This window comes from Pseudomonas sp. MYb327, from assembly GCF_040438925.1.
Lineage (GTDB): Bacteria > Pseudomonadota > Gammaproteobacteria > Pseudomonadales > Pseudomonadaceae > Aquipseudomonas.
On the sequence record NZ_CP159258.1, the window covers coordinates 3,635,875 to 3,657,791 of the forward strand.

19 protein-coding genes and 4 tRNA genes are annotated in these 21,917 nt (G+C 58.7%); 7 read left to right on the plus strand and 16 right to left on the minus strand.

The genetic code is table 11. From position 1 onward, the window contains the following. Positions 1-5: 5 nt before the first annotated feature. The 4 genes from lpxK to ABVN21_RS16360 all read right to left on the minus strand — a co-directional run bounded on the left by lpxK (position 6) and on the right by ABVN21_RS16360 (position 4,409). Positions 6-1,016 carry a tetraacyldisaccharide 4'-kinase gene (gene lpxK / locus ABVN21_RS16345; RefSeq protein ID WP_339555618.1) on the minus strand — a complete coding sequence of 337 codons (1,011 nt, stop codon included), beginning with the start codon at positions 1,014-1,016 and terminating at the stop codon, positions 6-8. After that, a complete protein-coding gene (locus tag ABVN21_RS16350) occupies positions 1,016-1,444 on the minus strand; it encodes a biopolymer transporter ExbD (protein WP_339555617.1) in 429 nt (142 codons plus the stop codon). Before ABVN21_RS16350 ends, lpxK begins: the two co-directional genes overlap by 1 nt. Beyond that, positions 1,441-2,076 carry a MotA/TolQ/ExbB proton channel family protein gene (locus ABVN21_RS16355; RefSeq protein WP_034149975.1) on the minus strand — a complete coding sequence of 212 codons (636 nt, stop codon included), beginning with the start codon at positions 2,074-2,076 and terminating at the stop codon, positions 1,441-1,443. Before ABVN21_RS16355 ends, ABVN21_RS16350 begins: the two co-directional genes overlap by 4 nt. Before the next feature lie 98 nt (positions 2,077-2,174). Then, positions 2,175-4,409, minus strand: a complete 2,235-nt coding sequence (locus ABVN21_RS16360; protein ID WP_339555616.1) for a DNA internalization-related competence protein ComEC/Rec2 — start codon at positions 4,407-4,409, stop codon at positions 2,175-2,177. A 136-nt stretch (positions 4,410-4,545) separates the two neighbouring features. On the opposite strand from ABVN21_RS16360, the gene ABVN21_RS16365 reads away from it, so the two are divergent. Further along, a complete protein-coding gene (locus ABVN21_RS16365; RefSeq protein WP_339555615.1) occupies positions 4,546-5,061 on the plus strand; it encodes a DUF2062 domain-containing protein in 516 nt (171 codons plus the stop codon). Between the two features lie 223 nt (positions 5,062-5,284). Here ABVN21_RS16365 and ABVN21_RS16370 read toward each other — a convergent pair whose 3' ends face one another. The 4 genes from ABVN21_RS16370 to ABVN21_RS16385 all read right to left on the minus strand — a co-directional run bounded on the left by ABVN21_RS16370 (position 5,285) and on the right by ABVN21_RS16385 (position 8,453). After that, a complete protein-coding gene (locus ABVN21_RS16370) occupies positions 5,285-6,064 on the minus strand; it encodes an ABC transporter permease (protein ID WP_103406458.1) in 780 nt (259 codons plus the stop codon). Next, the gene (locus tag ABVN21_RS16375; protein ID WP_339555614.1) at positions 6,061-6,993 is read right to left on the minus strand and encodes an ABC transporter ATP-binding protein; all 933 of its coding nucleotides are present in this window, start codon (positions 6,991-6,993) and stop codon (positions 6,061-6,063) included. The genes ABVN21_RS16370 and ABVN21_RS16375 overlap by 4 nt, the downstream gene beginning before the upstream one ends. A gap of 133 nt (positions 6,994-7,126) precedes the next feature. After that, positions 7,127-7,750 (minus strand): glutathione S-transferase, encoded by a 624-nt coding sequence (locus ABVN21_RS16380; RefSeq protein WP_339555613.1) that lies wholly within the window; start codon positions 7,748-7,750, stop codon positions 7,127-7,129. Positions 7,751-7,793: 43 nt separating this feature from the next. Then, positions 7,794-8,453, minus strand: coding sequence for a transglutaminase family protein (locus tag ABVN21_RS16385; protein ID WP_339555612.1), 660 nt, complete (start codon positions 8,451-8,453; stop codon positions 7,794-7,796). 263 nt (positions 8,454-8,716) lie between these two features. On the opposite strand from ABVN21_RS16385, the gene ABVN21_RS16390 reads away from it, so the two are divergent. Together ABVN21_RS16390 and ABVN21_RS16395 are read left to right on the plus strand one after the other, a co-directional pair. Further along, on the plus strand, positions 8,717-11,164 hold the full coding sequence (locus ABVN21_RS16390) for an acyl-CoA dehydrogenase (RefSeq protein WP_339555611.1): 2,448 nt from the start codon (positions 8,717-8,719) through the stop codon (positions 11,162-11,164). A gap of 82 nt (positions 11,165-11,246) precedes the next feature. Then, complete coding sequence (locus ABVN21_RS16395; protein ID WP_056727242.1) at positions 11,247-11,654, plus strand: PA2817 family protein; 408 nt, start codon at positions 11,247-11,249, stop codon at positions 11,652-11,654. 153 nt (positions 11,655-11,807) lie between these two features. On the opposite strand, the gene ABVN21_RS16400 is transcribed toward ABVN21_RS16395, so the two are convergent. After that, on the minus strand, positions 11,808-12,806 hold the full coding sequence (locus ABVN21_RS16400; RefSeq protein ID WP_339555610.1) for a LysR family transcriptional regulator: 999 nt from the start codon (positions 12,804-12,806) through the stop codon (positions 11,808-11,810). Positions 12,807-12,897: 91 nt separating this feature from the next. Between ABVN21_RS16400 and ABVN21_RS16405 the strand changes: the two genes are divergently transcribed. Beyond that, the gene (locus ABVN21_RS16405) at positions 12,898-13,524 is read left to right on the plus strand and encodes an alanyl-tRNA editing protein (RefSeq protein ID WP_339555609.1); all 627 of its coding nucleotides are present in this window, start codon (positions 12,898-12,900) and stop codon (positions 13,522-13,524) included. 90 nt (positions 13,525-13,614) lie between these two features. Continuing rightward, on the plus strand, positions 13,615-14,253 hold the full coding sequence (locus tag ABVN21_RS16410) for a LysE family transporter (RefSeq protein ID WP_339555608.1): 639 nt from the start codon (positions 13,615-13,617) through the stop codon (positions 14,251-14,253). 225 nt (positions 14,254-14,478) lie between these two features. On the opposite strand, the gene ABVN21_RS16415 is transcribed toward ABVN21_RS16410, so the two are convergent. From ABVN21_RS16415 to ABVN21_RS16430, 4 genes are all read right to left on the minus strand, one after another. Continuing rightward, positions 14,479-14,554, minus strand: a tRNA-Gly gene (locus ABVN21_RS16415). Positions 14,555-14,557: 3 nt separating this feature from the next. Next, a tRNA-Glu gene (locus tag ABVN21_RS16420) sits at positions 14,558-14,633 on the minus strand. 104 nt (positions 14,634-14,737) lie between these two features. After that, positions 14,738-14,813 (minus strand) — tRNA-Gly (locus ABVN21_RS16425). A gap of 2 nt (positions 14,814-14,815) precedes the next feature. Further along, positions 14,816-14,891 (minus strand) — tRNA-Glu (locus tag ABVN21_RS16430). A gap of 385 nt (positions 14,892-15,276) precedes the next feature. Between ABVN21_RS16430 and ABVN21_RS16435 the strand changes: the two genes are divergently transcribed. Next, positions 15,277-16,035: a hypothetical protein gene (locus ABVN21_RS16435; RefSeq protein ID WP_339555607.1), complete on the plus strand. Its 759-nt coding sequence runs from the start codon at positions 15,277-15,279 to the stop codon at positions 16,033-16,035. A 198-nt stretch (positions 16,036-16,233) separates the two neighbouring features. Here the strand turns inward: ABVN21_RS16435 and ABVN21_RS16440 are convergent, their stop codons facing one another. From ABVN21_RS16440 to ABVN21_RS16450, 3 genes are all read right to left on the minus strand, one after another. Further along, positions 16,234-18,198 carry a methyl-accepting chemotaxis protein gene (locus tag ABVN21_RS16440; RefSeq protein ID WP_339555606.1) on the minus strand — a complete coding sequence of 655 codons (1,965 nt, stop codon included), beginning with the start codon at positions 18,196-18,198 and terminating at the stop codon, positions 16,234-16,236. A 108-nt stretch (positions 18,199-18,306) separates the two neighbouring features. Next, positions 18,307-19,689: a PLP-dependent aminotransferase family protein gene (locus tag ABVN21_RS16445; RefSeq protein WP_339555605.1), complete on the minus strand. Its 1,383-nt coding sequence runs from the start codon at positions 19,687-19,689 to the stop codon at positions 18,307-18,309. Positions 19,690-19,856: 167 nt separating this feature from the next. After that, the gene (locus tag ABVN21_RS16450; protein WP_339555604.1) at positions 19,857-20,618 is read right to left on the minus strand and encodes an SDR family oxidoreductase; all 762 of its coding nucleotides are present in this window, start codon (positions 20,616-20,618) and stop codon (positions 19,857-19,859) included. A gap of 237 nt (positions 20,619-20,855) precedes the next feature. Between ABVN21_RS16450 and ABVN21_RS16455 the strand changes: the two genes are divergently transcribed. Further along, complete coding sequence (locus tag ABVN21_RS16455) at positions 20,856-21,860, plus strand: NADP-dependent oxidoreductase (protein ID WP_339555603.1); 1,005 nt, start codon at positions 20,856-20,858, stop codon at positions 21,858-21,860. The last annotated feature ends 57 nt before the right edge of the window (positions 21,861-21,917 follow it).

The following is a 21,917-nucleotide window of genomic DNA, read 5'->3' on the forward strand; positions in this document are numbered from 1 at the left end:
CGGATTTAAGGCAGCAGACGAGCCGGTAACAGACGCATCAACTGCGTATCGAACCAGGCCACGAAGGCCGGCGACGGCTCAGCATCGACCGCCAGGTACCACCAATCGGCGGCAGCGAAGGCACGGCACTTCACCGCGTCCTTTTCGGTCATCACCACTGGCAATGACGGGGTGAAATTCAAGGCCTGCACGCTGTATTCGGCGTGATCGGCGAACGCATGCGGAACAGGCTGCCAGTGTAGCGTTTCGAGGGTGTTGAAGAAACGCTGCGGATTGCCGATCCCGGCCACGGCATGCATGGCCTGACCCGGCGCGAAGTGATCAAGGGGACGACGCTCGCCGCTTTGCAGATTGATCAGCGCAGTCGGTTTTAACTGGAAGGCGAAACCGCCGTCGCGATCCGCCGTGGCACCGTTGTAGAGCACCGCGTCGACGCTTTGCAGGCGCTCAATCGGCTCACGCAACGGGCCGGCCGGCAGGCAACGTTGATTACCCAGACCTCGGGCGTTGTCGATCAGCACCAGCTCCAGGTCGCGAGCCAAACGGTAATGCTGCATGCCGTCATCGGACAGGACCAGGTCCAGTGGCTCACTCGCCAGCAGGGCTTTGACCGCGGCGCTACGGTTCGGGTCGATCATCAACGGCACGCCGGTGCGCTGCACGATCAGCAGCGGTTCGTCGCCGGCAACGTCCGCGCTTTGATCGGCCTCGACCCGCCACGGCAATTGTGGCGGCTTGGCGCCGTAACCACGGCTGACTACGCCGACCCGCAAGCCGCTGCGCTGGCAATGCTCGATCATCCACAGTATCAACGGCGTCTTGCCGGTGCCGCCGACAGTGATGTTTCCAACGACGATCAGCGGCACGGGCGGCTGGTAGATCTCACCCTCGCCGGCCAGGAAGCGCTTGCGCTTGTTAATGACCACGCGCCGGTACAACCACTCCAGTGGCTGCAACAGCTTGAGGGCCGGATGACCTTGATACCACGCGGCGAGCAGGCGATCGGACATGGCCATCAGGGCGCGGGCGGCGCCGCCTCGACTGTGGTCATGCGCAGGTGGCTGAAGCCGAGCTTGCCGGCGGCGTCCATGGCCGTGATGACCGATTGATGCTGGGACTTGCCATCGGCGCTGATGGACAGCGGCCGATTGGTGTCGCCATTGGATTCTTTCTGCAACGCGTCCATCAGGCTCGCCAGGTCGCTTTTTGGCAGGATCTGGTTATTCACCGAGAACACGCCGTCGGCACTGATGGCGATGTCCAGTTGCTTGGTCTGATCTTCGGCGGGCGAACCGCTGACGGCTTCGGGCAGTTCGACGCGCAGTTGGGTTTCACGGGTAAAAGTCGTCGTCACGACGAAAAACAGCAGCAGGATAAACACCACGTCGATCAGCGACGCGAGGTTGATATCCACATTCTCCCGTTGCTTGCGGCGGAATTTCACGCTTTGCCCCCAGCCAGGTCTACGTCACGGTCACCCTGGACGACTTCGACCAGCTTGATCGCTTCCTGCTCCATGCCCACCACCAGTTCATCGATCCGGCGCTGCAGGAATCGGTGGAAAAACACCGACGGGATACCGACCATCAGGCCCGCAGCCGTAGTAATCAGCGCTTTCGAGATACCACCGGCCAGCACCGCGGCGTTGGTGGTCATGCCCGAACCCATGAACGCGCTGAAAATATCGATCATACCCAGCACCGTACCCAGCAGGCCCAGCAACGGCGCCATCGCCGCGATAGTACCGAGGGCGTTGATGTAGCGCTCAAGTTCATGGATGACGCGCGCGGCGGCCTCTTCGATGCACTCCTTCATGATCTCGCGACCATGCTTGGAGTTGGCCAGGCCAGCCGCCAGGATTTCGCCAAGCGGCGAGTTGGCGCGCAGTTCCTTGAGTTTTTCCTTGTTGAGTTGTTTGTCCTTGATCCAGACCCAGACCTGCCCGAGCAGATGCTCCGGGGTCACACGACTGGCTCGCAGGGTCCAGAGACGCTCGGCAACAATCGCCATGGCCGCAATGGAACTCAGGATGATCGGCAGCATCATCCAGCCGCCGGATTTGACCAATTCCCACACAGTGACAATCCCCTCGAAAAAGTGCGCCACTCTAACATAGGGGGTCGGCGCACCGAAGACCGTGATGTCGCATCCGGTCGGGCTGTCATAACTCGTGGTTATTGATTCAAGGGTGGAGGACCGCGCCAGAAGCGCCGTTCCAGACGCATTGAGCGCGGCGATTCAAAACGCCCCAGCTGCAGATGAATGGCCCCCTGCTCCGCACTGTCGTAAATCGCCATGCCGCGCTTTCGATAGCGCGCCAGCACCGTCGGGTGAGGGTGACCGAACGAATTGCCCTGACCACGGGAAATCAGCACGGCTTTGGGTTGCAAGCCATTGAGCAGCGCCATCGACGACGAACTGCGACTGCCATGGTGCGGCGCTTGCAGCCAGTCGGTGGTGACGGCCAATGGGCTGTCGAGCAGCGCTCTTTCGGCGGCAATGTCGATGTCGCCGGTCAACAACATTCGCTCGCCGTTAGCTTCGATCTGCAAAACGCAGGACTTTTGATTGCTGTCCTTGGCTGCCGGCCATTGCCAGAGCCGGAACTTCACCCCATCCCACATCCACTGGCGATCATTCTCACAGGCCTCGGCCTGCAACTCGGCAGGCAAGCCCGGTGGATCGCCACTCAGCACCCTTTTCACTGGCAACCCATTGGCAACGGCCCGTGCGCCACCGGCATGATCGGCGTCGGCGTGGCTGATCAGCATCAAATCGAGTTGTTTTACGCCCAGCTTGCGCAATGACGGCAGCACGACTCGCTCACCAAGATCAAAATCACCAAAACGCGGGCCGGTGTCATACAGCAGCGTGTGATGGCGAGTGCGCACCAGGATAGCCAAGCCCTGTCCGACATCCAGTTGCCAGACGTCGGCGACGCCTTGCGGCACCATCGGGCGCGGCGCAAGAACCAGCAACAGCAGCATGGGCCAGCCTAACGGGCGCATTGGTACGCCGGGGGGCAGCAACAGTAAAACGGCGCCCAAGGCACCGATGCACCAGACCCACAGTGGAATCGCTGTCGGCACCCATGCTGGAATCTGTCCGGCCATCAAGGCCAGCATTCGAAACAACCCATCGATCAAACCACCCGCCAGCCACAGCAACCCCTCGCCCACGTAGGGCACCGCCAACAACAGCGTCCCGAGCAACGCCGGTGGCAGCACCACCAGACTGATCCACGGCACTGCTAACAGGTTGACCAACGGTCCACTGACACTGATCGGCAAGCCCAGCACCAGCAATAAAGGGCACAGGCCGATTGCGATCAGCCATTGGGCGCGTGTCCAGGTTTGCCACCAACGCCAAGGCCCCAAGCGACCGCCGAAGGTGAAAATCAAAACTCCCACCGCGGCGAACGACAACCAGAACCCCGGTTGCAGACTGGCCAGCGGGTCCATCAACAAAACGCCATTTAATGCCAGCAACAGCGGCCACCAGGCGCCGAGGTGTCGAAAGCGCAGCCGCCAGAGCAACACCAGACCGATCATCAGACAGGCTCTACGCACCGGCACCTCGAAGCCGGCCAACAGCCCATATGCGAGCGCCGCCGCGAATCCCAGGCCACAGGCCCAAGGCAGCCAAGGCAGACGGTTTGGCCACAGGCCATAACGAGCCAGTCCGGCAATCAGCAGATACACCACCCCCGCCAGCAAACCGATGTGCTGCCCGGAGATCACCAACAGATGTACGGTGCCAGTGTCTTGCAACACTTGCCAGTCATCGCGGCCGAGCCCGCTGCCGTCTCCGAGCACCAGCGCGGCCAGTGCCCCGGCTCTGCCTTGGGCATCCACCGCCAGGAGTTTCTGGCGTATGCCGTCGCGCCAGGCTCCGCGCGACTCGGCGAGTCGCTCGCCATCCTTGACCGTGCCGGTCGCGCCGATGCGTTGCGCGAGCAACCAGGCGTCGAAATCGAAAGCATGGGGATTGAGCAGCCCGGCAGGACGTTTCAACTTGACCGCCAGTCGCCAACGTTCGCCGCTGTACACCGGTGGTCCGTCATACCAGGCCAGGCGCATCAGTGGCGGTACATCGCCGTGTCGCGAGCGCGCGTCCGCCAACTCGAAACGCACCACGCCTTCGTTGTTCTGGGGCAATCCCACCACCCGCCCTTCGACCCAGCGCGTTTGGCCGTCAAGGTTTGCGGACAAGCGATCATCCAGTGCCCATTGCGCCTGCATGCAGGCCCAGCTCAAACCGAACAGGAAAAACGCCGCTGGAAAGGTCCTGAACGGCAACAACATCAAACCCACGACCGGCATCAACAACCACAACCCGACCGGCGGCAATGCCGGTAAAAAACGCAAGGCCAGCAGACCCAACGCCAGCGCCATCATCCCTGTGCGCATAAGTCCGTCCTTGAGAGTCCCCTCCCTAGGCATAGCTTTGCGATCGCACGGTCGTCGTTATTAATTGTCACAAAGTCTGAATGGGCGGCCCACAGAATCCAGACATACTTGCCGCCTTAACCGACCGAGAAGCCTTATGCCCCGGCGCTTATTCAAACGATACATGCCAGACCCGACCAGCATCAGGGAACACAAATCCTTACGCTTTCTCGGCACTCTGCTGCATGACCCGAACCTCTGGCACCTCAACCGCCATTCCGTCGCCCGGGCCATGGCGGTCGGTCTGTTCGCGGCATTCCTGCCGATTCCGTTACAGATGCTGGTTGCTGCAATTCTCGCGATCATCGTGCGCGGCAACATGCCAATTGCGGTCAGCCTGGTCTGGCTGACCAACCCGATCACCATGCCGGCGATATTTTTTTGCACGTACCAGACCGGTGCCTGGCTGCTGGACGTTCCCGCTCGCCATCTGCCGGATGAGTTGACCTGGGAATGGATCAGCGGCGAGTTATCGACTTTGTGGCAGCCGTTCTTGTTGGGCTCTGTGGTGACGGGGCTGGTGCTGGGGGCGTTGGCTTATTGCGTGGTGATGATGTACTGGCGCTGGTGGGTGGCCCGGCAGTGGCGGCGGCGCAAGCAGCGGAGGATGTAAAAATGAAAAACGGGCTCCCATTGGGAGGCCGGTGTCTTAATTGGGGCTATTTCCTTTGCGGCGACAATGGCAACAGCACTTGCAAACGCGGTAATCGGTCAAGACACCAATCTGTAGGAGCCGGGTTGCTGGCGATGGTGGTGTTTCAGGCGCGGCGATGTCGACTGAATTGCCGTCATCGCCAGCAAGCCGGCTCCTACAGGGGAATTTGTGCACTGAGATCTTAAGTACGCATCCCGCGCCCACTCACCAGCAATCGGGCACAACCGATGTACAGCACGACCGTCGCCACCAGCATGAACGTAATCGCAATGCTGATCCGGATATCGGAAACCCCAAGGATGCCGTAACGGAATGCGTTAACCATGTGCAGCACCGGGTTGGCCAACGACACCGTCTGCCAGAACGGCGGCAGCAGCGAGATCGAGTAGAACACCCCGCCCAGGTAGGTCAACGGCGTCAGCACAAACGTCGGGATGATCGAGATGTCGTCGAAGTTGCGCGCAAACACGGCGTTAATGAAGCCCAGCAGCGAGAAGATCGTTGCCGTCAGCACCACCACCAGAATGGTCACACCCAGGTGATGCACCTGCAAATCGGTGAAGAACAGCGACAGCAGCGTCACGATGACCCCGACCATCAATCCGCGCAGCACGCCCCCAAGGGTAAAGCCGATCAGAATGGTGTGTGGCGAGACCGGCGAGACCATCAATTCCTCGATGGAACGCTGAAACTTGCTGCCGAAGAAACTCGACACCACGTTGCCGTACGAGTTGGTGATCACCGACATCATGATCAGCCCCGGCACGATGTATTCCATATAGGTGAAACCACCCATATCGCCGATTTGCCGACCGATCAAATTGCCGAAGATCACGAAGTACAGAACCATGGTGATCGCTGGCGGCAGCAACGTCTGCGGCCAGATCCGGGTAAAGCGCCGGACCTCGCGGTAAACGATGGTGTTGAGGGCAACGAGGTTGGGTTGCAGCTCGGAACTCATACCGCCACCTTCGACAGATTTTTCTCCACCAGGGACACGAACAACTCCTCGAGGCGATTGGTTTTGTTACGCAGGCTCAGCACTTCGATGTTCTGCTGCGCTAGCTGAGTGAACAGCGCGGTGATGCCCATGCTCTTGTCGACCTGGACTTCCAGGGTGTGACCATCGAGCAAGCGTGACGGATAACCGATCAGTTGCGGCGGCGCGCTCACAGCGTTCTTCAAGTCCAGCAGGAAAGTCTCGACATGCAGCTGACCGAGCAACTGCTTCATGCTGGTGTTTTCAACGATGACGCCGTGGTCGATGATGCCGATGTTGCGGCACAACTGCTCAGCCTCTTCCAGATAGTGCGTGGTGAGGATGATGGTGATGCCTTTCTGGTTCAGCTCGGTGAGGAAGGTCCACATCGAGCGACGCAGTTCGATATCCACGCCAGCAGTCGGTTCGTCGAGGATCAACAGGCGCGGTTCATGAACCAGTGCACGGGCGATCATCAGGCGACGCTTCATGCCGCCGGACAGCGAACGCGACGGCACATCGCGCTTGTCCCACAAGCCAAGTTGAGTCAGGTACTGCTCGGCGCGTTCCTTGGCGACTTTCGACGGGATACCGTAGTAACCGGCCTGGGTCACAACGATGTCGAAGGTCTTTTCGAACTGGTTGAAGTTGAATTCCTGGGGCACGACGCCGATAGAGCGCTTGAGCGCCGCCGGGTTCTTGTCCAGGTCGTGACCGAAGATATTCACCGTGCCGCTGGTCTTGTTCACCAGGGTCGAAAGAATGCCGATGGTCGTGGATTTGCCGGCACCGTTGGGGCCGAGCAAGGCGAAGAAGTCACCTTCGGCGACATCCAGATCGATACCACTCAAGGCCTGGAAACCGTTGCCGTAGGTTTTGGTTAGCTGCCGGATGGACAGAGCGGAACTCATATCGGATTTACGCACCAAGAAGGGGAGAAAAGGATAAATAAGGGCGGGCGGCGAGCAATGCAACCGCCGCGCATGAGCGCAATGGTGCTTGTCGCCGCCACACAAGTACAGTCAAGTGTGTCGATAGTAGGTATTAAGTCAACGCGGTCATAACGGCCTTGCGATACGCCGGACGCTCTTTCAACCGCGCATACCAGGCCTCCAGATGAGGCTGTGGCACGCGCTCGATCGGCATCTCGAACCAGGCATAAATAAAACTGCCGAGGGGAATGTCACCCATGCCGATCTCGTCGCCGGACAGGTACGGCTGGTTAGCCAGCGCCTGGTCGGCCATCGCCAACAGCGCTTCGCATTCCTTGATCGCAGCCCTGATCGCGGGCCAGTCCTGCTGATCGGCCGGGGTGCGCAACACGCCCCAGAAAACCGTGCGGAACGGCCCGGTCAAATTGGAAGTGGTCCAGTCCATCCACTTGTCAGCGGTGGCCCGCGCTTGCAGATCCGTTGGATACCACGGGGTATTCGCAGCATGTTTGGCCAGCAGGTAACGGACGATGGCGTTGGATTCCCACAACACGAATCCATCATCCTCAATCACCGGCACGCGGCCATTGGGGTTCATGGCGCGGTACTCGGGCGTATCGACGACCCCAAAGGCGCCGCCCGCATCGACGGCCTCATAGGCCAGGCCCAACTCCTCGGCGGCCCACAAAGGTTTTCTGACATTCGACGAATTTTTCCGACCCCAGATCTTCAGCATGACCGCCTCTTAATGGATGAATGCGCACGCAGCATACGCCGGATCAGGCGCGACTCAAATCGCTCTGCATATCCCCCAACAGTGGTTGCAGTTGCTCGCCAAACAAGTGCGGATAACACTTTTCAAGGTGTGCGAAGAAAAACGTTTCCGGCACGTCGGTGAACTGGCCGTGATCGATCAGGTACTCCATCAACTTCTCGCCGTCGCGATTGAAGGGATGGAAAACGCTGTCGTTAATCCCGTCGAATTCCAGCGGCGCCACATTGAACAGCTTGCACAAACCCTGGTTGAAGGCAGGTGTAGCCTTGACCCAGCGTCCATTCAAATACAGCTCGGTGTAGCCGTGCATGGCGAACACGTCGCTCTTGAGCAGTTCGAGCAGACGCGGCGTCGACAGATGATTGCGTACGTCCGCCAGACCGATCCGCGCGGGTATCCCGCAATGCCGCGCTGCACCGGCCAGCAACGTGGCTTTGGGTACGCAATAGCTTTCGCCGCTCGCCAGCGCATAACTGCCGCGCAAGGTCTGCGGATCACGGCTGAAGGTATACGGGTTGTAACGCACGGCCTCACGCACGGCGTAATAGAGATTGATCGCTTGCTCGACCGGGTCGCGACTACTGCCACGATGTTTTTCGGCGAACTCCACCACCGAGGGATGGTCACTATCGATGAAGCGGCCGGGGCTTAGGTACTCGTGCATGCGGGCAACCTCCATGCTGGTAATGTCCAGGGCAAGCCCCGAGTCTAGCGAGAGGTTCAGCACAGAGATAACGACGTTTCGGCCAAACATGGGCGCTTTGCCGTCCGCTCAATGAACGATCTTTCACGGTCTGTCGCGGATAAGGCCTACACAATCATCCAGGGTTTCCCACGATTTCAATCACATCGCTCTGATCACCCCGTTTCGCGGATGCCGTCTAAGCTCTGTGGGTTGGTTCGCCCTGGGTTCACGGAGGATTAAATATGCTGCTGTTGTGGATACTGGTTCTGGTTGTCGGGATAGCTTATTTAGCCCACCGTCGCGTCGCGCCGCTGCCTGCCCTGGGCATCGTGGCTGTCTATCTACTGGCAATGGGCGCGTTCAGCCGCGCACCAGGTTGGCTACTTTTGATTTTCTGGGTGCTGACCGCCGCCGTGGCGGCCCCGCTGCTATTGCCTGATCTGCGCCGCAAATTCTTCAGCGCACCGATGTTCGACTGGTTTCAGAAAACCCTGCCGCCGATGTCGGAAACCGAACGCGACGCCATCGAAGCCGGCACCGTGTGGTGGGACGGCGAACTCTTCAGCGGTCGCCCGGACTGGAACAAACTGTTGTCCTATCCCAAAGTGCAACTGAGCGAAGAGGAACAGGCTTTCATTGACGGACCGACCGAAGAGCTTTGCGGCATGGTCAGCGACTGGCAGCTCGGGCAAACCATGGATTTGCCGGCTGAAGCCTGGACTTACATCAAGGACAACGGCTTCTTTGCCCTGATCATTCCCAAGGAGTTTGGCGGCAAGGGTTTCTCGGCCTATGCCCACTCGCAAGTGGCGATGAAACTGGCGAGCCACAGCGGCGACCTCGCCTCCACCGTGATGGTCCCCAACTCCCTCGGCCCGGCCGAACTGTTGCTGCATTACGGCACTGACGAACAACGCAACCATTACCTGCCTCGCCTGGCGCGCGGCGACGATATCCCGTGCTTCGCCCTGACCGGTCCACTGGCCGGTTCCGACGCGGGCGGCATGCCCGACACCGGGGTGATTTGCAAAGGTGAATGGGAAGGCAAGGAAACCCTTGGCCTGCGCCTGAACTGGGAAAAGCGCTACATCACCCTGGGCCCCGTGGCCACCCTGCTCGGCTTGGCATTCAAGGCTTACGACCCGGACCACTTGCTGGGGGACGAGGAAGACCTGGGCATCAGTCTGGCGTTGATTCCAACCGATCTCCCTGGCGTGGAAATCGGTCGTCGTCACCTGCCCTTGGGTGCAGCGTTCATGAACGGCCCTAACTCCGGCAAAGACGTTTTCGTGCCTTTGGAGTTCTTGATCGGCGGCCAGGAAATGCTCGGCAAGGGTTGGATGATGTTGATGAACTGCCTGTCGGTCGGGCGTTCGATCTCCCTGCCGGCGGTGGGTACCGGCATGGCTAAGTTCACCAGCCTGGTGACCGGCCAATACGCGCAGATTCGCGAGCAGTTCAACGTTCCGATCTCTGCCTTCGAAGGCATTCAGGAAGCCATGGCGCGCATCGGCGGCAACGCCTGGATGATGGATGCGGCCCGGATGCTGACCGCGAACGCGGTGGACCTCGGCGAGAAACCGTCGGTGCTGTCGGCGATTCTCAAGTACCACCTCACTGAACGCGGTCGCGAGTGCATCAGCCATGCGATGGATGTGCACGGCGGCAAGGCAATCATCATGGGACCGAACAACTACCTCGGGCGCAAATGGAACGGTGCGCCGATCTTCATCACCGTGGAAGGCGCGAACATTCTCTCGCGCAACCTGATGATCTTCGGCCAGGGCGCGATTCGCTGCCATCCATTCGTGCTTAAGGAAATGGCTCTCGCCACTCGAGAGGACAAGGATCAGGCACTGATCGAGTTCGATGGCCTGCTGCTCAAGCACATCGGTTTTGCCGTGGGCAACGCGGCCAGCACGCTGGTGCTGAACCTCGGCTTCGGGCATCTGGAACACATGCCGGGCGACAAACTCAGTCAAGGCTATTTCCGCGCGCTCAACCGTCAGGCCGCTGCGTTCGCCCTGCTGGCCGACCTCAGCATGATGTTGCTCGGCGGCGAACTGAAACGTCGCGAACGCCTGTCGGCACGACTGGGCGATGTACTGAGCAACATGTACCTGGCCAGCGCCGCGCTCAAACGCTACAACGACCTCGACGCACCGGAGTACATGACGCCCCTGTTTACCTGGGCCATGGAAGAAAGCCTCGGTCATGGCGAGCGAGCCATGGATGAACTGCTGAGCAACTTCCCGAACAAGGTGTTGGGCTGCCTGTTGCGGGTGATCGTATTCCCGTTCGGTCGTCGTCATAAAGGGCCATCGGACAAGCTCGGTGCCGAAGTTGCGGCAGTGATCGGTCGTGCCAAGGGCGATCCGGCGCTCGAAGAATTGTTGCTGGGCTGCTATCGCCCGCAATCGAATGAAGACCCGGTTGGTGTCCTGCAGCATGCTTACGATCAGTTGAACGCGGCACAACCGTTGCGAAAAAAACTGCATGTCGCGCTCAAGAACGGCCAGGTCAAACCGGTCGCTGGCGAGCACGTCATCGATGCCGCATTGGAGGCCGGCGTGTTGCAACCGGTGGAAGCGCACACCCTGCGTGAGGCCGAGGCGGCGCGACGCAAAGTGATTGATGTCGATGATTTCGACAAAGAGGAAATAGCACTGACCGATGGCAAGGTCCGCTGATCCATCCGGACTCTCTGTCATGGGAAAATGTGCGCGGGAGCTTTATACTCCCGCGCCCGTTTTGCTCTTGAGGACTTATCTCGTGTCCAACATCGTTGCCGACCATCTCGTTTTGCTCGACCACCTGCGCAGCATCCTGGTCGCCGTGGGTGAGGCCGAACAGGTTCCCGAAGAAAGCCATGCCTTGTTCCTGGAGCGCTTCGACGAATTGTTGGCGTCTCTGCCGATCGAGCCGATCGAAAGCCAATACCTGGGCCAGGACATCCTGACTCAAGTCATTTCCCGCTATCCGCAAATCGCCCACCTGATTCCACGGGATCTGCTGTGGTATTTCGCCGGCGACTGCCTGCACTACTTGTCCGATGAAGAAATCGACCTGTATCAGGCGCTGGAAGAACGTCGGTTCGAAGCTGAACAGAATGACGAACCTTTCGACTGGAACCAGGAAAAACAGCTGCTGGCTCTGTCGAACCAGGACAGCAAGCACTGATCATGGATCAGCAATGAAAAAGGCCCGCATGATTATTCATGCGGGCCTTTTTTGTTTGCCGGGTAGCTCAAAAGATCGCAGCTTTCGGCAGCCCCTACATGGGAATTGCGTTCAGCCTGTAGGGCTACCGAAGGTTGCGATCTTTGCTTTGAATCAAAACAACCCTTCACTCTCGGGGAGTTCATATTCCGAAACGGCCATATTCAGGTTTCCCGGCTTGCCTGGTTTGCCCAAGGTCGGCTCTTTCTCCATGCACTCCACCAGGTAATCGATCAGCACCCGTAGCTTGGGAGGCAGGTAGCGAGTGGGCGAATGCAGCAACCAGGCGCCACCGTGGTAAGACGCCAGAAAAGTCCAGTCCGGCAGCACCTGCACCATCAAGCCCTTCTCCAACGCACGGCGCGCCGTAAAGTACGGCAGGCTGCCAATACCGATGTGCTGCAATACCGCACCAAAACGTATTCCCGTGTGGTTGGCGGCATAGCGCCCGCGCACGCCGACAGTCACGGACTTGTTGCCCTTCTTGAATTTCCAGCGTGCATCGCTTGGCGTTTCACCGAGGTAGATGCAACTGTGGTTGAGCAAATCATGGGGATGAGTCGGCGTTCCGTGTTCAGCCAGATACTGCGGCGTTGCACAGAGCAAATGGTCAATCGTCAGTAACTGCCGCCCCACGAGACCCGCTGGAGGTCGATCGGTGATGCGAATCGCCAGGTCAACGTGATCGTCGATCAGATCCACCTGACGATCCTCAAGCAACAGTTCCACATCCACTTTGGGATAACGCCGCAAAAATTCCGGCATATGCGGGTGAATCACGATCCGGCCCACCGCCTTCGGCACACTGAGTCGCACCACCCCCTCGGGTTCATCCGTGAACTGACCACTGATCTCCATTACTGAACGGGCGGCATTGACCATTTCCTGGCAGCGTTTGAAGACCTCCTCGCCACCATCGCTCAACCGCAGCTTACGCGTGGTCCGTTGCAGCAGCCGCGTAGCGAGCGCCTTCTCCAGCCGCGAAATGCTGCGACTGACCGCCGACGGTGAAGAACCCAATTGGCGTGCCGCCTCGGAGAAACTGCCGGTCTCGACGACCTTGACGAAAATCGCCATTTCACCCAGCAGTGGCAGTGGAAGATTTATGCTCACAACGCAACAGTCCTTTGATGTTTGAACGGATTATCACGCTATTTCACGCTCAATATAATAAAAAATGGAAACATTCATACGAGCATGGAACATGACGCTTCGCCTCTTTTTCCATAGTGATGACCTCAAGGCCAATGTGGAAGTCCTGGAATGCACACCTCTCGAGTACGAATTCGCCGTGGTGTTGCGCGCAACATTGTTTCACCCCCAGGGTGGCGGACAACCCTGTGACACCGGGTGGATTGGCGAAAGCCAGGTCACAAGAGTCGTCCAGGATCCGGACCGGATCATTCACTTTGTCGACCGACCGGTAAAAGTCGGCATGACCCAGATTCGTATCGACGAGCAGCGGCGCCGGCTCAACACGCGCATGCACTCCGCCGGCCATCTGATTGGTCACTTCGTCCAGGCCGTGGGCTGGATGCCGATCAAGGCGCATCACTGGCCTGGGGAAGGTCGCGTGCAGTTCAAGCCTGTTGAATCGGCACAAGATGTCGACATCCCGACCATTCAGCACGGCATCGAGCTGTGGATCACCCATGACCTGCCGCGCCTGACGTCGCTGCGCGAAGGCGCCCGGGAAATCGGATTCGGTGAACTGCCCGCCTACGGTTGTGGCGGCACCCATGTACGTAGCCTGAAGGATTTGGGCACGGTCACGATCGAATCCGTTTCGCAAAAGAAAGGCACGTTATCCGTCCACTACCACGTGGACTGAGCGTTTGGGCGATGTCGCCACCGATATCGCCAGACGCTGCCGGCGTCTGCATTCGCAGGCGTCGTTGATACTCTGATAGATGGAGTTGAGATGCTGTCGAATTACCTGGGCGAGTTTCTGGCGCTGGCGACGATTCACTTTCTGGCCGTGGTCGCTCCTGGACCGGATTTCGCGGTGACGATTCGCCAGAGTGTGCGTTTCGGCCGCGTAGTTGGCATCTGCACGGCACTGGGAATCGGCGCGGGGATTTCAGTGCACGTGCTGTATACCTTGCTCGGCGTTGGTGCGCTGATGCACACCATTCCCTGGTTGTTGACGGTGGCCAAGGTCGTGGGCGGTGCCTACATTCTTTATCTGGGTGTGAGCCTGCTGCGCAGTCGTCCGAAGTCAGTTTTGGAAGGCGATGAGCCGACTGATAAACCCTTCATCGAGCAAACGTTGCTGAAAGCATTTACTACAGGCTTTTTGACCAACGCCACCAACCCCAAAGCCACGCTGTTCTTTTTGGCGATCTTCACCACCATTATCAGCAGCAGCACGCCGTTGAAGATTCAGGCGCTGTACGGCGTATGGATGTGCTTTGTTAACGCTCTGTGGTTTGTGATCGTTGCGCTGTTCTTTTCAAGTAACAGGGTGAGGATGCTGTTCATGCGGATGGGGCACTGGTTCGAACGCACGATGGGCGTGATCCTGATTCTTTTTGCAGGTCGGTTGATTCTGTCGATGTAAATCGCCGCGCAATGAAAAAGGTTCGCCAAGTCAGACTGGCGGGCCTTTTTATTTGGTGCCGAGCGGCAGCGATTGCGGGACGCCTAAAGGCGCGCGGCATATTCGGTTCAGTTCTCTGCGCTCCCGCGACCGCGCTCAATCGCTTATTAAGCTACTGTTAGGACAGATACAAATCGCGCACAAACAAAAACGCCGCTCATTGCTGAGCGGCGTTTTTGTTAAATATGGAGCGGGAAACGAGACTCGAACTCGCGACCCCGACCTTGGCAAGGTCGTGCTCTACCAACTGAGCTATTCCCGCAAATGGCGTCCCCTAGGGGACTCGAACCCCTGTTACCGCCGTGAAAGGGCGGTGTCCTAGGCCACTAGACGAAGGGGACACGCTGCCCGGAACACATGGTGTGTGTTTCGGTGCCCAGATCCGCATCCGAAGACTTGGTTCTGGTTTCACTCAGCCCTGCCCGAAAGCAACGCTGCTTAAAATTGGAGCGGGAAACGAGACTCGAACTCGCGACCCCGACCTTGGCAAGGTCGTGCTCTACCAACTGAGCTATTCCCGCAATGGCGTCCCCTAGGGGACTCGAACCCCTGTTACCGCCGTGAAAGGGCGGTGTCCTAGGCCACTAGACGAAGGGGACACACGTACAACATTCACTCCCTGCTTCGTTTCGCTGTGTGCTTTACGCTGCAAGTGGCGCGCATTCTATGGATGGATTGAGAGGTCGTCAACCCCCAGTTATAAATTTATTTAAATCAATGACTTCGCCCTGCTTTTAGGCGGCATTCCGGTTTTTCCGCCGTCCGGCGTTTGGCGCCTATATTCTGACACTCGCCAAGACGTTATAGTCCACGCACGAGTGATGGCAATCTGCTCCGCGAGTGCCAGCATTTATATAAGCAGGGCCAGGCCGATAAAGGTTGAGCCCGCTAAACCAACTCGTCGAACGGCCCTAGGCGCTTATATGCCAAGCCACTACACTCGGGCACAAACCCAATAAAGAGGTCTTACCGGTGACACCACTCATGATCACCCTGCTCGTCGTAGTCGGGATCGCACTTTTGATCGCCATTGGCTACATCAACCATGTGGTGGAAAACAATAAGGTGGAAAGGGCCCGTACCAAGATTGAACTCAACGATCGCCTGCGTCGTTGCGGGGAGATCACCGAGACCTTCCCCGGCCAATTGATGACACCGGCGCTCAAGCTGCTGATAACCCGCCTGGAACTGAACGTCTGCCAACGCCTGCTGAACCTGGAAAAGACCAGCTCCAACCTTAAAGCACGAATTGCCGAATTAGAGATCCTGGTTGCCCAAGGCGAGTCGATCCCGGTCAACAACCCGCCGGCACCGATCCAGACCGAAGCCAAGGCAAAAGACGTGCGCTTCCTCCTCGAAGCCTTGCACGGGCAAATCACCCGCGCCGCCCAGGACGGTTTCCTGCCACCCAATGAAGCCAAGCGCTGGATCCGCGAAGTGCGCCATATCCTGGTGCTGCTGCACATCGAATTCTTCAATAACCTTGGCCAGCATTCACTGCAGCAGAACCAGCCCGGCCAGGCACGCCTGGCATTCGAACGCGGCGTGCAATACCTGCGCAAACAACAGGAACCGCAGGTCTACGCCGAACAGCTGGAATACCTGGAAAAACTCCTGGCCCGCGCCAACGCACAAGTTATGGACCGCATCGCCCCGGTCGAAGGTGAAGTCAACCAATTGACCGAAGGCCTCAAAGACGTCGAGGCGGATGCGGACTGGAAGAAGAAAGTGATCTACGACTGATCATTGAGCGAACGTAAAAAAGCCACCGGAAGGTGGCTTTTTTTTTGGTTCACGGAATCCCCGGGAAAATATGAACTGTAGGAGCCGGCTTGCTGGCGATGAATACCACCGCGGTTAACCAGTCCCTAGGTGTAAACGTTGAAGACCATCGCCAGCATGCCGACTCCTACAGCAGTACGCACTGCTTTCAGGCGACCTTCAAAGCCTGAAATGCCCAACCATCCCCTTCAGCTCAACACCCAGATGCGCCAGCTCGATACTCGACGCCGCGTTCCCCTGCATCGCCAACGAAGACTGATCCGCGCTGGCACGAATGCTCGTGACACTGCGATTGATCTCCTCGGCCACTGAACTCTGCTCCTCGGCAGCGGCAGCGATCTGCTGATTCATCTGCTGGATCAACGACACCGCCGTCGCGATGCTCCCCAGCGCACTTTCGGTCTGCAATGCGTCACTGACCGCCAGTTTCACCAACTCACCACTGCTCTGAATCTGCCGCACTGACGTGTGCGCCGCCAAGCGCAAGGCGCTGACCAATCGCTCGATTTCCTCGGTCGATTGTTGAGTCCGCTTAGCCAGTGCACGCACCTCATCGGCCACAACCGCAAAGCCCCTGCCCTGCTCGCCAGCCCGAGCCGCCTCGATAGCGGCGTTGAGCGCCAGCAGGTTGGTCTGCTCGGCCACACTCTTGATCACACTGAGCACCGCGCCGATGTTCTGGATCTCCGCACTCAGGCTTTCGATGCTCGAACTGGCCGAGTTGGCCGAATCCGCCAGTTGTTCGATCCGCGCCATGCTCTGGCGCACCACGTGCTGGCCACTTTCAACCTTGTCATCCGCGGTTTGCGCAGCCTGGGCAGCCTCCTCCGCGTTCCGCGCGACGTCATGCACGGTAGCGGTCATCTGGTTCATGGCCGTGGCGACCTGTTCGGTTTCTTCCTTCTGGCTGCTGACTTCGAGGTTGGTTTGCTCGGTCACCGTCGACAGCGATTGCGCTGAAGTGGCCAGTTGCTCGATTCCCGCCTGCAAACCGCTGACGATATGGCTCAAACCCGCGCCCATCTGCTGCATGGCCTGCATCAACTGGCCGATTTCATCACGACGAGTCACCTCAATCGTCCCGCTCAAATCCCCCGAAGCAATCTGCTGCGCTACTCGAATCACGCTGCGCAACGGTCCAACGATCAGCCGGGTAATCACCCATGCCGCAATCAATCCGACCAGCAAGGCCAATGCGGAAGACCCGATGATCAGCAACGAATTCTTTTTCAGCTCCGCCTGCATCGACTGATCTTCGGCGATATAGGCCTGATCTACCCGCTCCATCACTTGGGCAGCGCGTTGATGCAGTTGTTGGTAGACGGTCTTTTCCTGCTCCAGCAGGCCGGTGTACTCGGCAAGCTTGTCGCTGAAACTTGCGATATGACCGGTCACTTCATTAAGGACCGTCTGATATCCCTCATCCTTGACCGTGGTTTTCAGTTGCTCGGCCTGGGTCAGCGCCTGACTGGCCTGCTCGATCTTGCCCTGCCCGGCGCTGTCGTCACCCTTGCGGCTCTGGTCCAGGCGCACACGCGCTTCGTTCATCGCTTGCAACATCAACCGGGACACCTGGCTGACCTGACTGGCTTGTTCGATGAATTGCGCACCGTCCTTACCGTCGGAATCCTTCAAGGTATACGCGCCATCGTCGGCGAGCCCGGCCTGCAATACATCGAGATTATTGGCGACACTGGACACAGACCAACTGGCCATTTCCAGGGCAAGGTCTTTGGCCTGACTAAGCGAGACAAACTCATCAAACGCCTTGCGATAAGCGCCAAGGGACTGCTCGACGTCATTCATCACCGGTACGTTGACCGCTGATTGCGCCTTGAGCTGGTTCGCCAGGGCGATCAGGGCGTCAACGCCTTCGTGCAGGCTATCGACCGTTTTAGGATTCGCGTGCAAGGCATATTCCTGCTCGAGCAGGCGCACCTTCAGCAAACCGCTGTTGAGCGACGACATCTGCTTGAGCCCGTTGAAACGCTGGCTGATGGTTTGCAGGGACCAGACGCCGATTGCCGCCACCACGGCGGTCATTAACAGCACCAGCACGAACCCGATACCCAGTTTTTTCGCCATACCGAGGTTGGCAAAACGTCCTTGCACGGCCGAAATCATTGCACTTAGTCCCCTGCCATAATCAATAGACGCAGATTCGCAACGGGTCTGTAGCAACACAAGTCTCTGGCGTCGGAATAATGGCAAAAAGCTACGCCAGCGTCGCTTTCAGGACGCTTGAGGTCGATCCTGAGCGGTGGCCTGGAAAAATGCGCGGGCGCGCGGATCACAGGCATAAGCCACATTGATGCGCTGCCAGTCATTGGCCTCACCGTCGGGACTGAAGGCTGTCCTCGACGACAGTAAGATGCCAAAGCGTCGAGCCTGTATCCGCACATGAACATCATCGGATATCCGTGATCGCGCCCAGATGAACAAGCCTCCAGCAGGCTTGCCGAAAACCTCCCATTCGGCATCTTCCAGCAGCTGCAACGTCGCCAGTCTGTCACTGTTCAGGCGCTGGCGTTGACGCTGTACCAACTTGCGGTAGGCACCGTTGGCCAGCAGGCAGGCCAATACCGCCTCACAAAATCGTGAAGCGCCCAGGCTGCTGATCATTTTGACTTCGGCCAATCGCGCAATGATCTCGGCATTCGCCAGCACGAAGCCGACACGCAAGGAACTGCTGAGGGTTTTGGAGAAGCTGCCGACGTAAATTACGCTGTTATCCAAGGCAGCGAGACGTTTACCAGCGCCGCTGTGCAGATCGGCATAAACGTCGTCTTCGATCACCAGCACACTGTATGTTTTCGCCAACTGAAGCACCCGCTGTGCCACGGCCGGTGTCAGGCAGCAACCCGTCGGGTTGTGATGGAAGCTGTTGATGAACAGTCCGCGAGGACGGTGTTCCTGCAAGAGCAATTCCAGCGCGGCGAGGTCCGGCCCGCGCGGAGTGCGCGTCACTTCATGCATGCTGACTCCGTGCAGCCGCAGCAAATCGAACAGCATCGGATAACCCGGGCTCTCGACCACCACGCAATCACCTGGCTTGAACAATGTCCGAACGATCAAATCCAGCGCCTGAGTGGCGCCCGTGCTAGTCAGGATGCGATCGTCGTCGATAGCGATATCCAGCTGTTTCAGGCGCTTGCCAATTTGCTGGCGTAACGCGGGCAAGCCCAGCGGCGTGCTGTAATTGAACAGACCAGCCATGTCGGTGCGACTGACCTGACGGATCGCGTAGGCCAGATCATCCGTTTCACGCCAGCTCTCGGGTAGTCCGCCACCGCCCAGTTGCACCTCGCAGAACGCCGACCGCTGAGTGGCGTCTGTGCCTTCAAACCACACTTCCTGGGACACCTGAGCGAACGCAGCCGAGGCAGCGACGACAAAACCGGCACCATGCCGTGACTCCAACAGCCCTTGTGCGACCAGACGTTCACAGGCCTCGACGACGCTGGACTGACTGAGCAAATTGATTCGGGCGATTTGCCGCACCGAAGGCAAACGCGCTCCCGGCATTAGCTCGTTACGACGGAGCCAACAGACCAGCGCGTCGACGATTTGCTGTACGACCGGCACCATGGCCTGTCGATCGATTCTCAATTCCATGAGCAAGCAAACTCCTGTTTGTTTTGCGGGAAACAGTTAATCACAGGAGTGCTTGCCAAGATGTACGCCAACGCCGCCAAAACCGTTGGTTCTAACCATTTGAAACACATTGCCCGGCTTATTCGCGGAAACTAAAAAACCTGTGGGCCATAGATTAATATTTGGCTTCAGAACGCCGTAACGCCACCATCCACCGCCAACGAATGCCCAGTGGTGAATGCCGCGCCGTCGCTGCACAGATACAGCACTGCACTGGCGATCTCCTCAACCTTGCCGATGCGGCCGACCGGGTGCATGGCGTTGGCGAACTCGCCTTTTTTCGGGTCTGCTTCATAGGCGCGGCGGAACATGTCGGTGTCGATCACCGCCGGGCACACCGCATTGACCCGAATCTTCTTTTTCGCGTATTCGATGGCCGCTGATTTGGTCAGGCCGATCACCGCGTGTTTCGAGGCCGCATAAATGCTCATTTTCGGCGCAGCACCAAGGCCAGCCACCGACGCCGTGTTAACGATCGCGCCGCCACCCTGGGCCAGCAGCAACGGCAACTGGTACTTCATGCACAACCACACGCCTTTGACGTTGACGCCCATGATCGCGTCGAACTCATCAACGGTGCCTTCGGCCAGTTTGCCTTTCTCGATCTCAATACCGGCATTGTTGAAGGCATAGTCGAGACGGCCGTAGGTATTGATCACCTCATCCATCAGATTTTTCACTTCGCTTTCCACGGTGACGTTGCAGCGCACGAAGGTCGCTTCGCCGCCCGCCGTGCGAATCAACGCCACGGTGCCCTCGCCCCCTGCCGTGTCCATATCGGCGACCACTACTTTCAGGCCTTCAGCGGCGAATGCCTGGGCAGTTGCCCGGCCAATTCCATTGGCGGCGCCGGTGACTACGGCGACCTGGCCGGAAAACGTCATGCTCATTGTTGTGTCCTCGTAGAGAGATGGATGCGGGGATCGCGTGTTTTCAGTCTAGCTATAGCGTCCACTGGCACGGCAGCACTATCAGAAGGCCGGTTGGGGGCCCATGAGTTGCAGTGATGAAACTGCCGTAACAACTATCACTGCACTGGATCAGCCTGCATTCGCCGCATCAGCCAAACTTGCGGCATCGCCGATGAAGGGCTATCAACAAGGCTTCATTCATCTTGAGTGCCAGTCATGACTAACCAGGCCAATCGCCAATTCCTGCTCGCCAAACGTCCCGTGGGCGCAGCAACCCGCGAGACATTCACTTATCAGGAAGTGCCGGTCGGCGAGCCGGCGGCGAATCAGATTCTGGTCAAAAACGAATACCTGTCCCTGGACCCGGCCATGCGTGGCTGGATGAACGAGGGCAAGTCCTACATCCCGCCGGTCGGCCTCGGCGAGGTGATGCGCGCGTTAGGTGTAGGAAAAGTCGTGGCTTCCAACAATCCTGGTTTTGCGGTCGGGGACTACGTCAACGGTGCGCTGGGTGTGCAAGATTATTTCCTCGGCGAGCCGCGCGGTTTCTACAAGGTCGATCCGAATCTGGCACCGCTGCCGCGTTATCTGTCCGCACTGGGCATGACTGGCATGACCGCTTATTTCGCCCTGCTCGACGTCGGCGCCCCCAAGGCCGGTGAGACCGTGGTGTTGTCGGGTGCGGCAGGCGCGGTGGGCAGCATTGCCGGGCAAATCGCCAAGATCAAGGGCTGCCGGGTGGTTGGCATCGCGGGCGGCGCGGACAAGTGCAAGTTCCTGATCGATGAACTGGGCTTCGACGGCGTCATCGACTACAAGAACGAAGACGTGATTGCCGGCCTCAAGCGTGAATGCCCGAAAGGCGTTGACGTGTATTTCGATAACGTCGGTGGCGATATTCTCGACGCGGTGCTGAGCCGCTTGAACATGAAGGCGCGGGTGGTGATCTGCGGCGCCATCAGCCAGTACAACAACAAGGAAGCGGTCAAAGGCCCGGCCAACTACCTGTCGCTGCTGGTCAACCGCGCGCGCATGGAAGGCTTCGTGGTGATGGACTACGCCGCTCAGTTCGCCGCCGCCGGGCAGGAGATGGCCGGCTGGATGGCCAAGGGTCAGCTCAAGAGCAAGGAAGACATTGTCGAAGGGCTGGAGACGTTCCCGGAGACGCTGATGAAGTTGTTCAGCGGGGAGAATTTCGGCAAGTTGGTGTTGAAGGTTTAACCCCAACCTGTAGGAGCCGGCTTGCTGGCGATGGCATCACCGCGGTGGTTCAGGTGA

Excerpts from the sequence above, each read along its gene's own strand:
- lpxK (WP_339555618.1), bottom strand. The coding sequence starts at position 1,016 with ATGGCCATGTCCGATCGCCTGCTCGCCGCGTGGTATCAAGGTCATCCG.
- ABVN21_RS16360 (WP_339555616.1), bottom strand. The coding sequence starts at position 4,409 with ATGCGCACAGGGATGATGGCGCTGGCGTTGGGTCTGCTGGCCTTGCGT.
- ABVN21_RS16365 (WP_339555615.1), top strand. The coding sequence starts at position 4,546 with ATGCCCCGGCGCTTATTCAAACGATACATGCCAGACCCGACCAGCATC.
- ABVN21_RS16370 (WP_103406458.1), bottom strand. The coding sequence starts at position 6,064 with ATGAGTTCCGAGCTGCAACCCAACCTCGTTGCCCTCAACACCATCGTT.
- ABVN21_RS16375 (WP_339555614.1), bottom strand. The coding sequence starts at position 6,993 with ATGAGTTCCGCTCTGTCCATCCGGCAGCTAACCAAAACCTACGGCAAC.
- ABVN21_RS16380 (WP_339555613.1), bottom strand. The coding sequence starts at position 7,750 with ATGCTGAAGATCTGGGGTCGGAAAAATTCGTCGAATGTCAGAAAACCT.
- ABVN21_RS16385 (WP_339555612.1), bottom strand. The coding sequence starts at position 8,453 with ATGCACGAGTACCTAAGCCCCGGCCGCTTCATCGATAGTGACCATCCC.
- ABVN21_RS16390 (WP_339555611.1), top strand. The coding sequence starts at position 8,717 with ATGCTGCTGTTGTGGATACTGGTTCTGGTTGTCGGGATAGCTTATTTA.
- ABVN21_RS16405 (WP_339555609.1), top strand. The coding sequence starts at position 12,898 with ATGACGCTTCGCCTCTTTTTCCATAGTGATGACCTCAAGGCCAATGTG.
- ABVN21_RS16410 (WP_339555608.1), top strand. The coding sequence starts at position 13,615 with ATGCTGTCGAATTACCTGGGCGAGTTTCTGGCGCTGGCGACGATTCAC.
- ABVN21_RS16435 (WP_339555607.1), top strand. The coding sequence starts at position 15,277 with ATGATCACCCTGCTCGTCGTAGTCGGGATCGCACTTTTGATCGCCATT.
- ABVN21_RS16440 (WP_339555606.1), bottom strand. The coding sequence starts at position 18,198 with ATGATTTCGGCCGTGCAAGGACGTTTTGCCAACCTCGGTATGGCGAAA.
- ABVN21_RS16445 (WP_339555605.1), bottom strand. The coding sequence starts at position 19,689 with ATGGAATTGAGAATCGATCGACAGGCCATGGTGCCGGTCGTACAGCAA.
- ABVN21_RS16450 (WP_339555604.1), bottom strand. The coding sequence starts at position 20,618 with ATGAGCATGACGTTTTCCGGCCAGGTCGCCGTAGTCACCGGCGCCGCC.
- ABVN21_RS16455 (WP_339555603.1), top strand. The coding sequence starts at position 20,856 with ATGACTAACCAGGCCAATCGCCAATTCCTGCTCGCCAAACGTCCCGTG.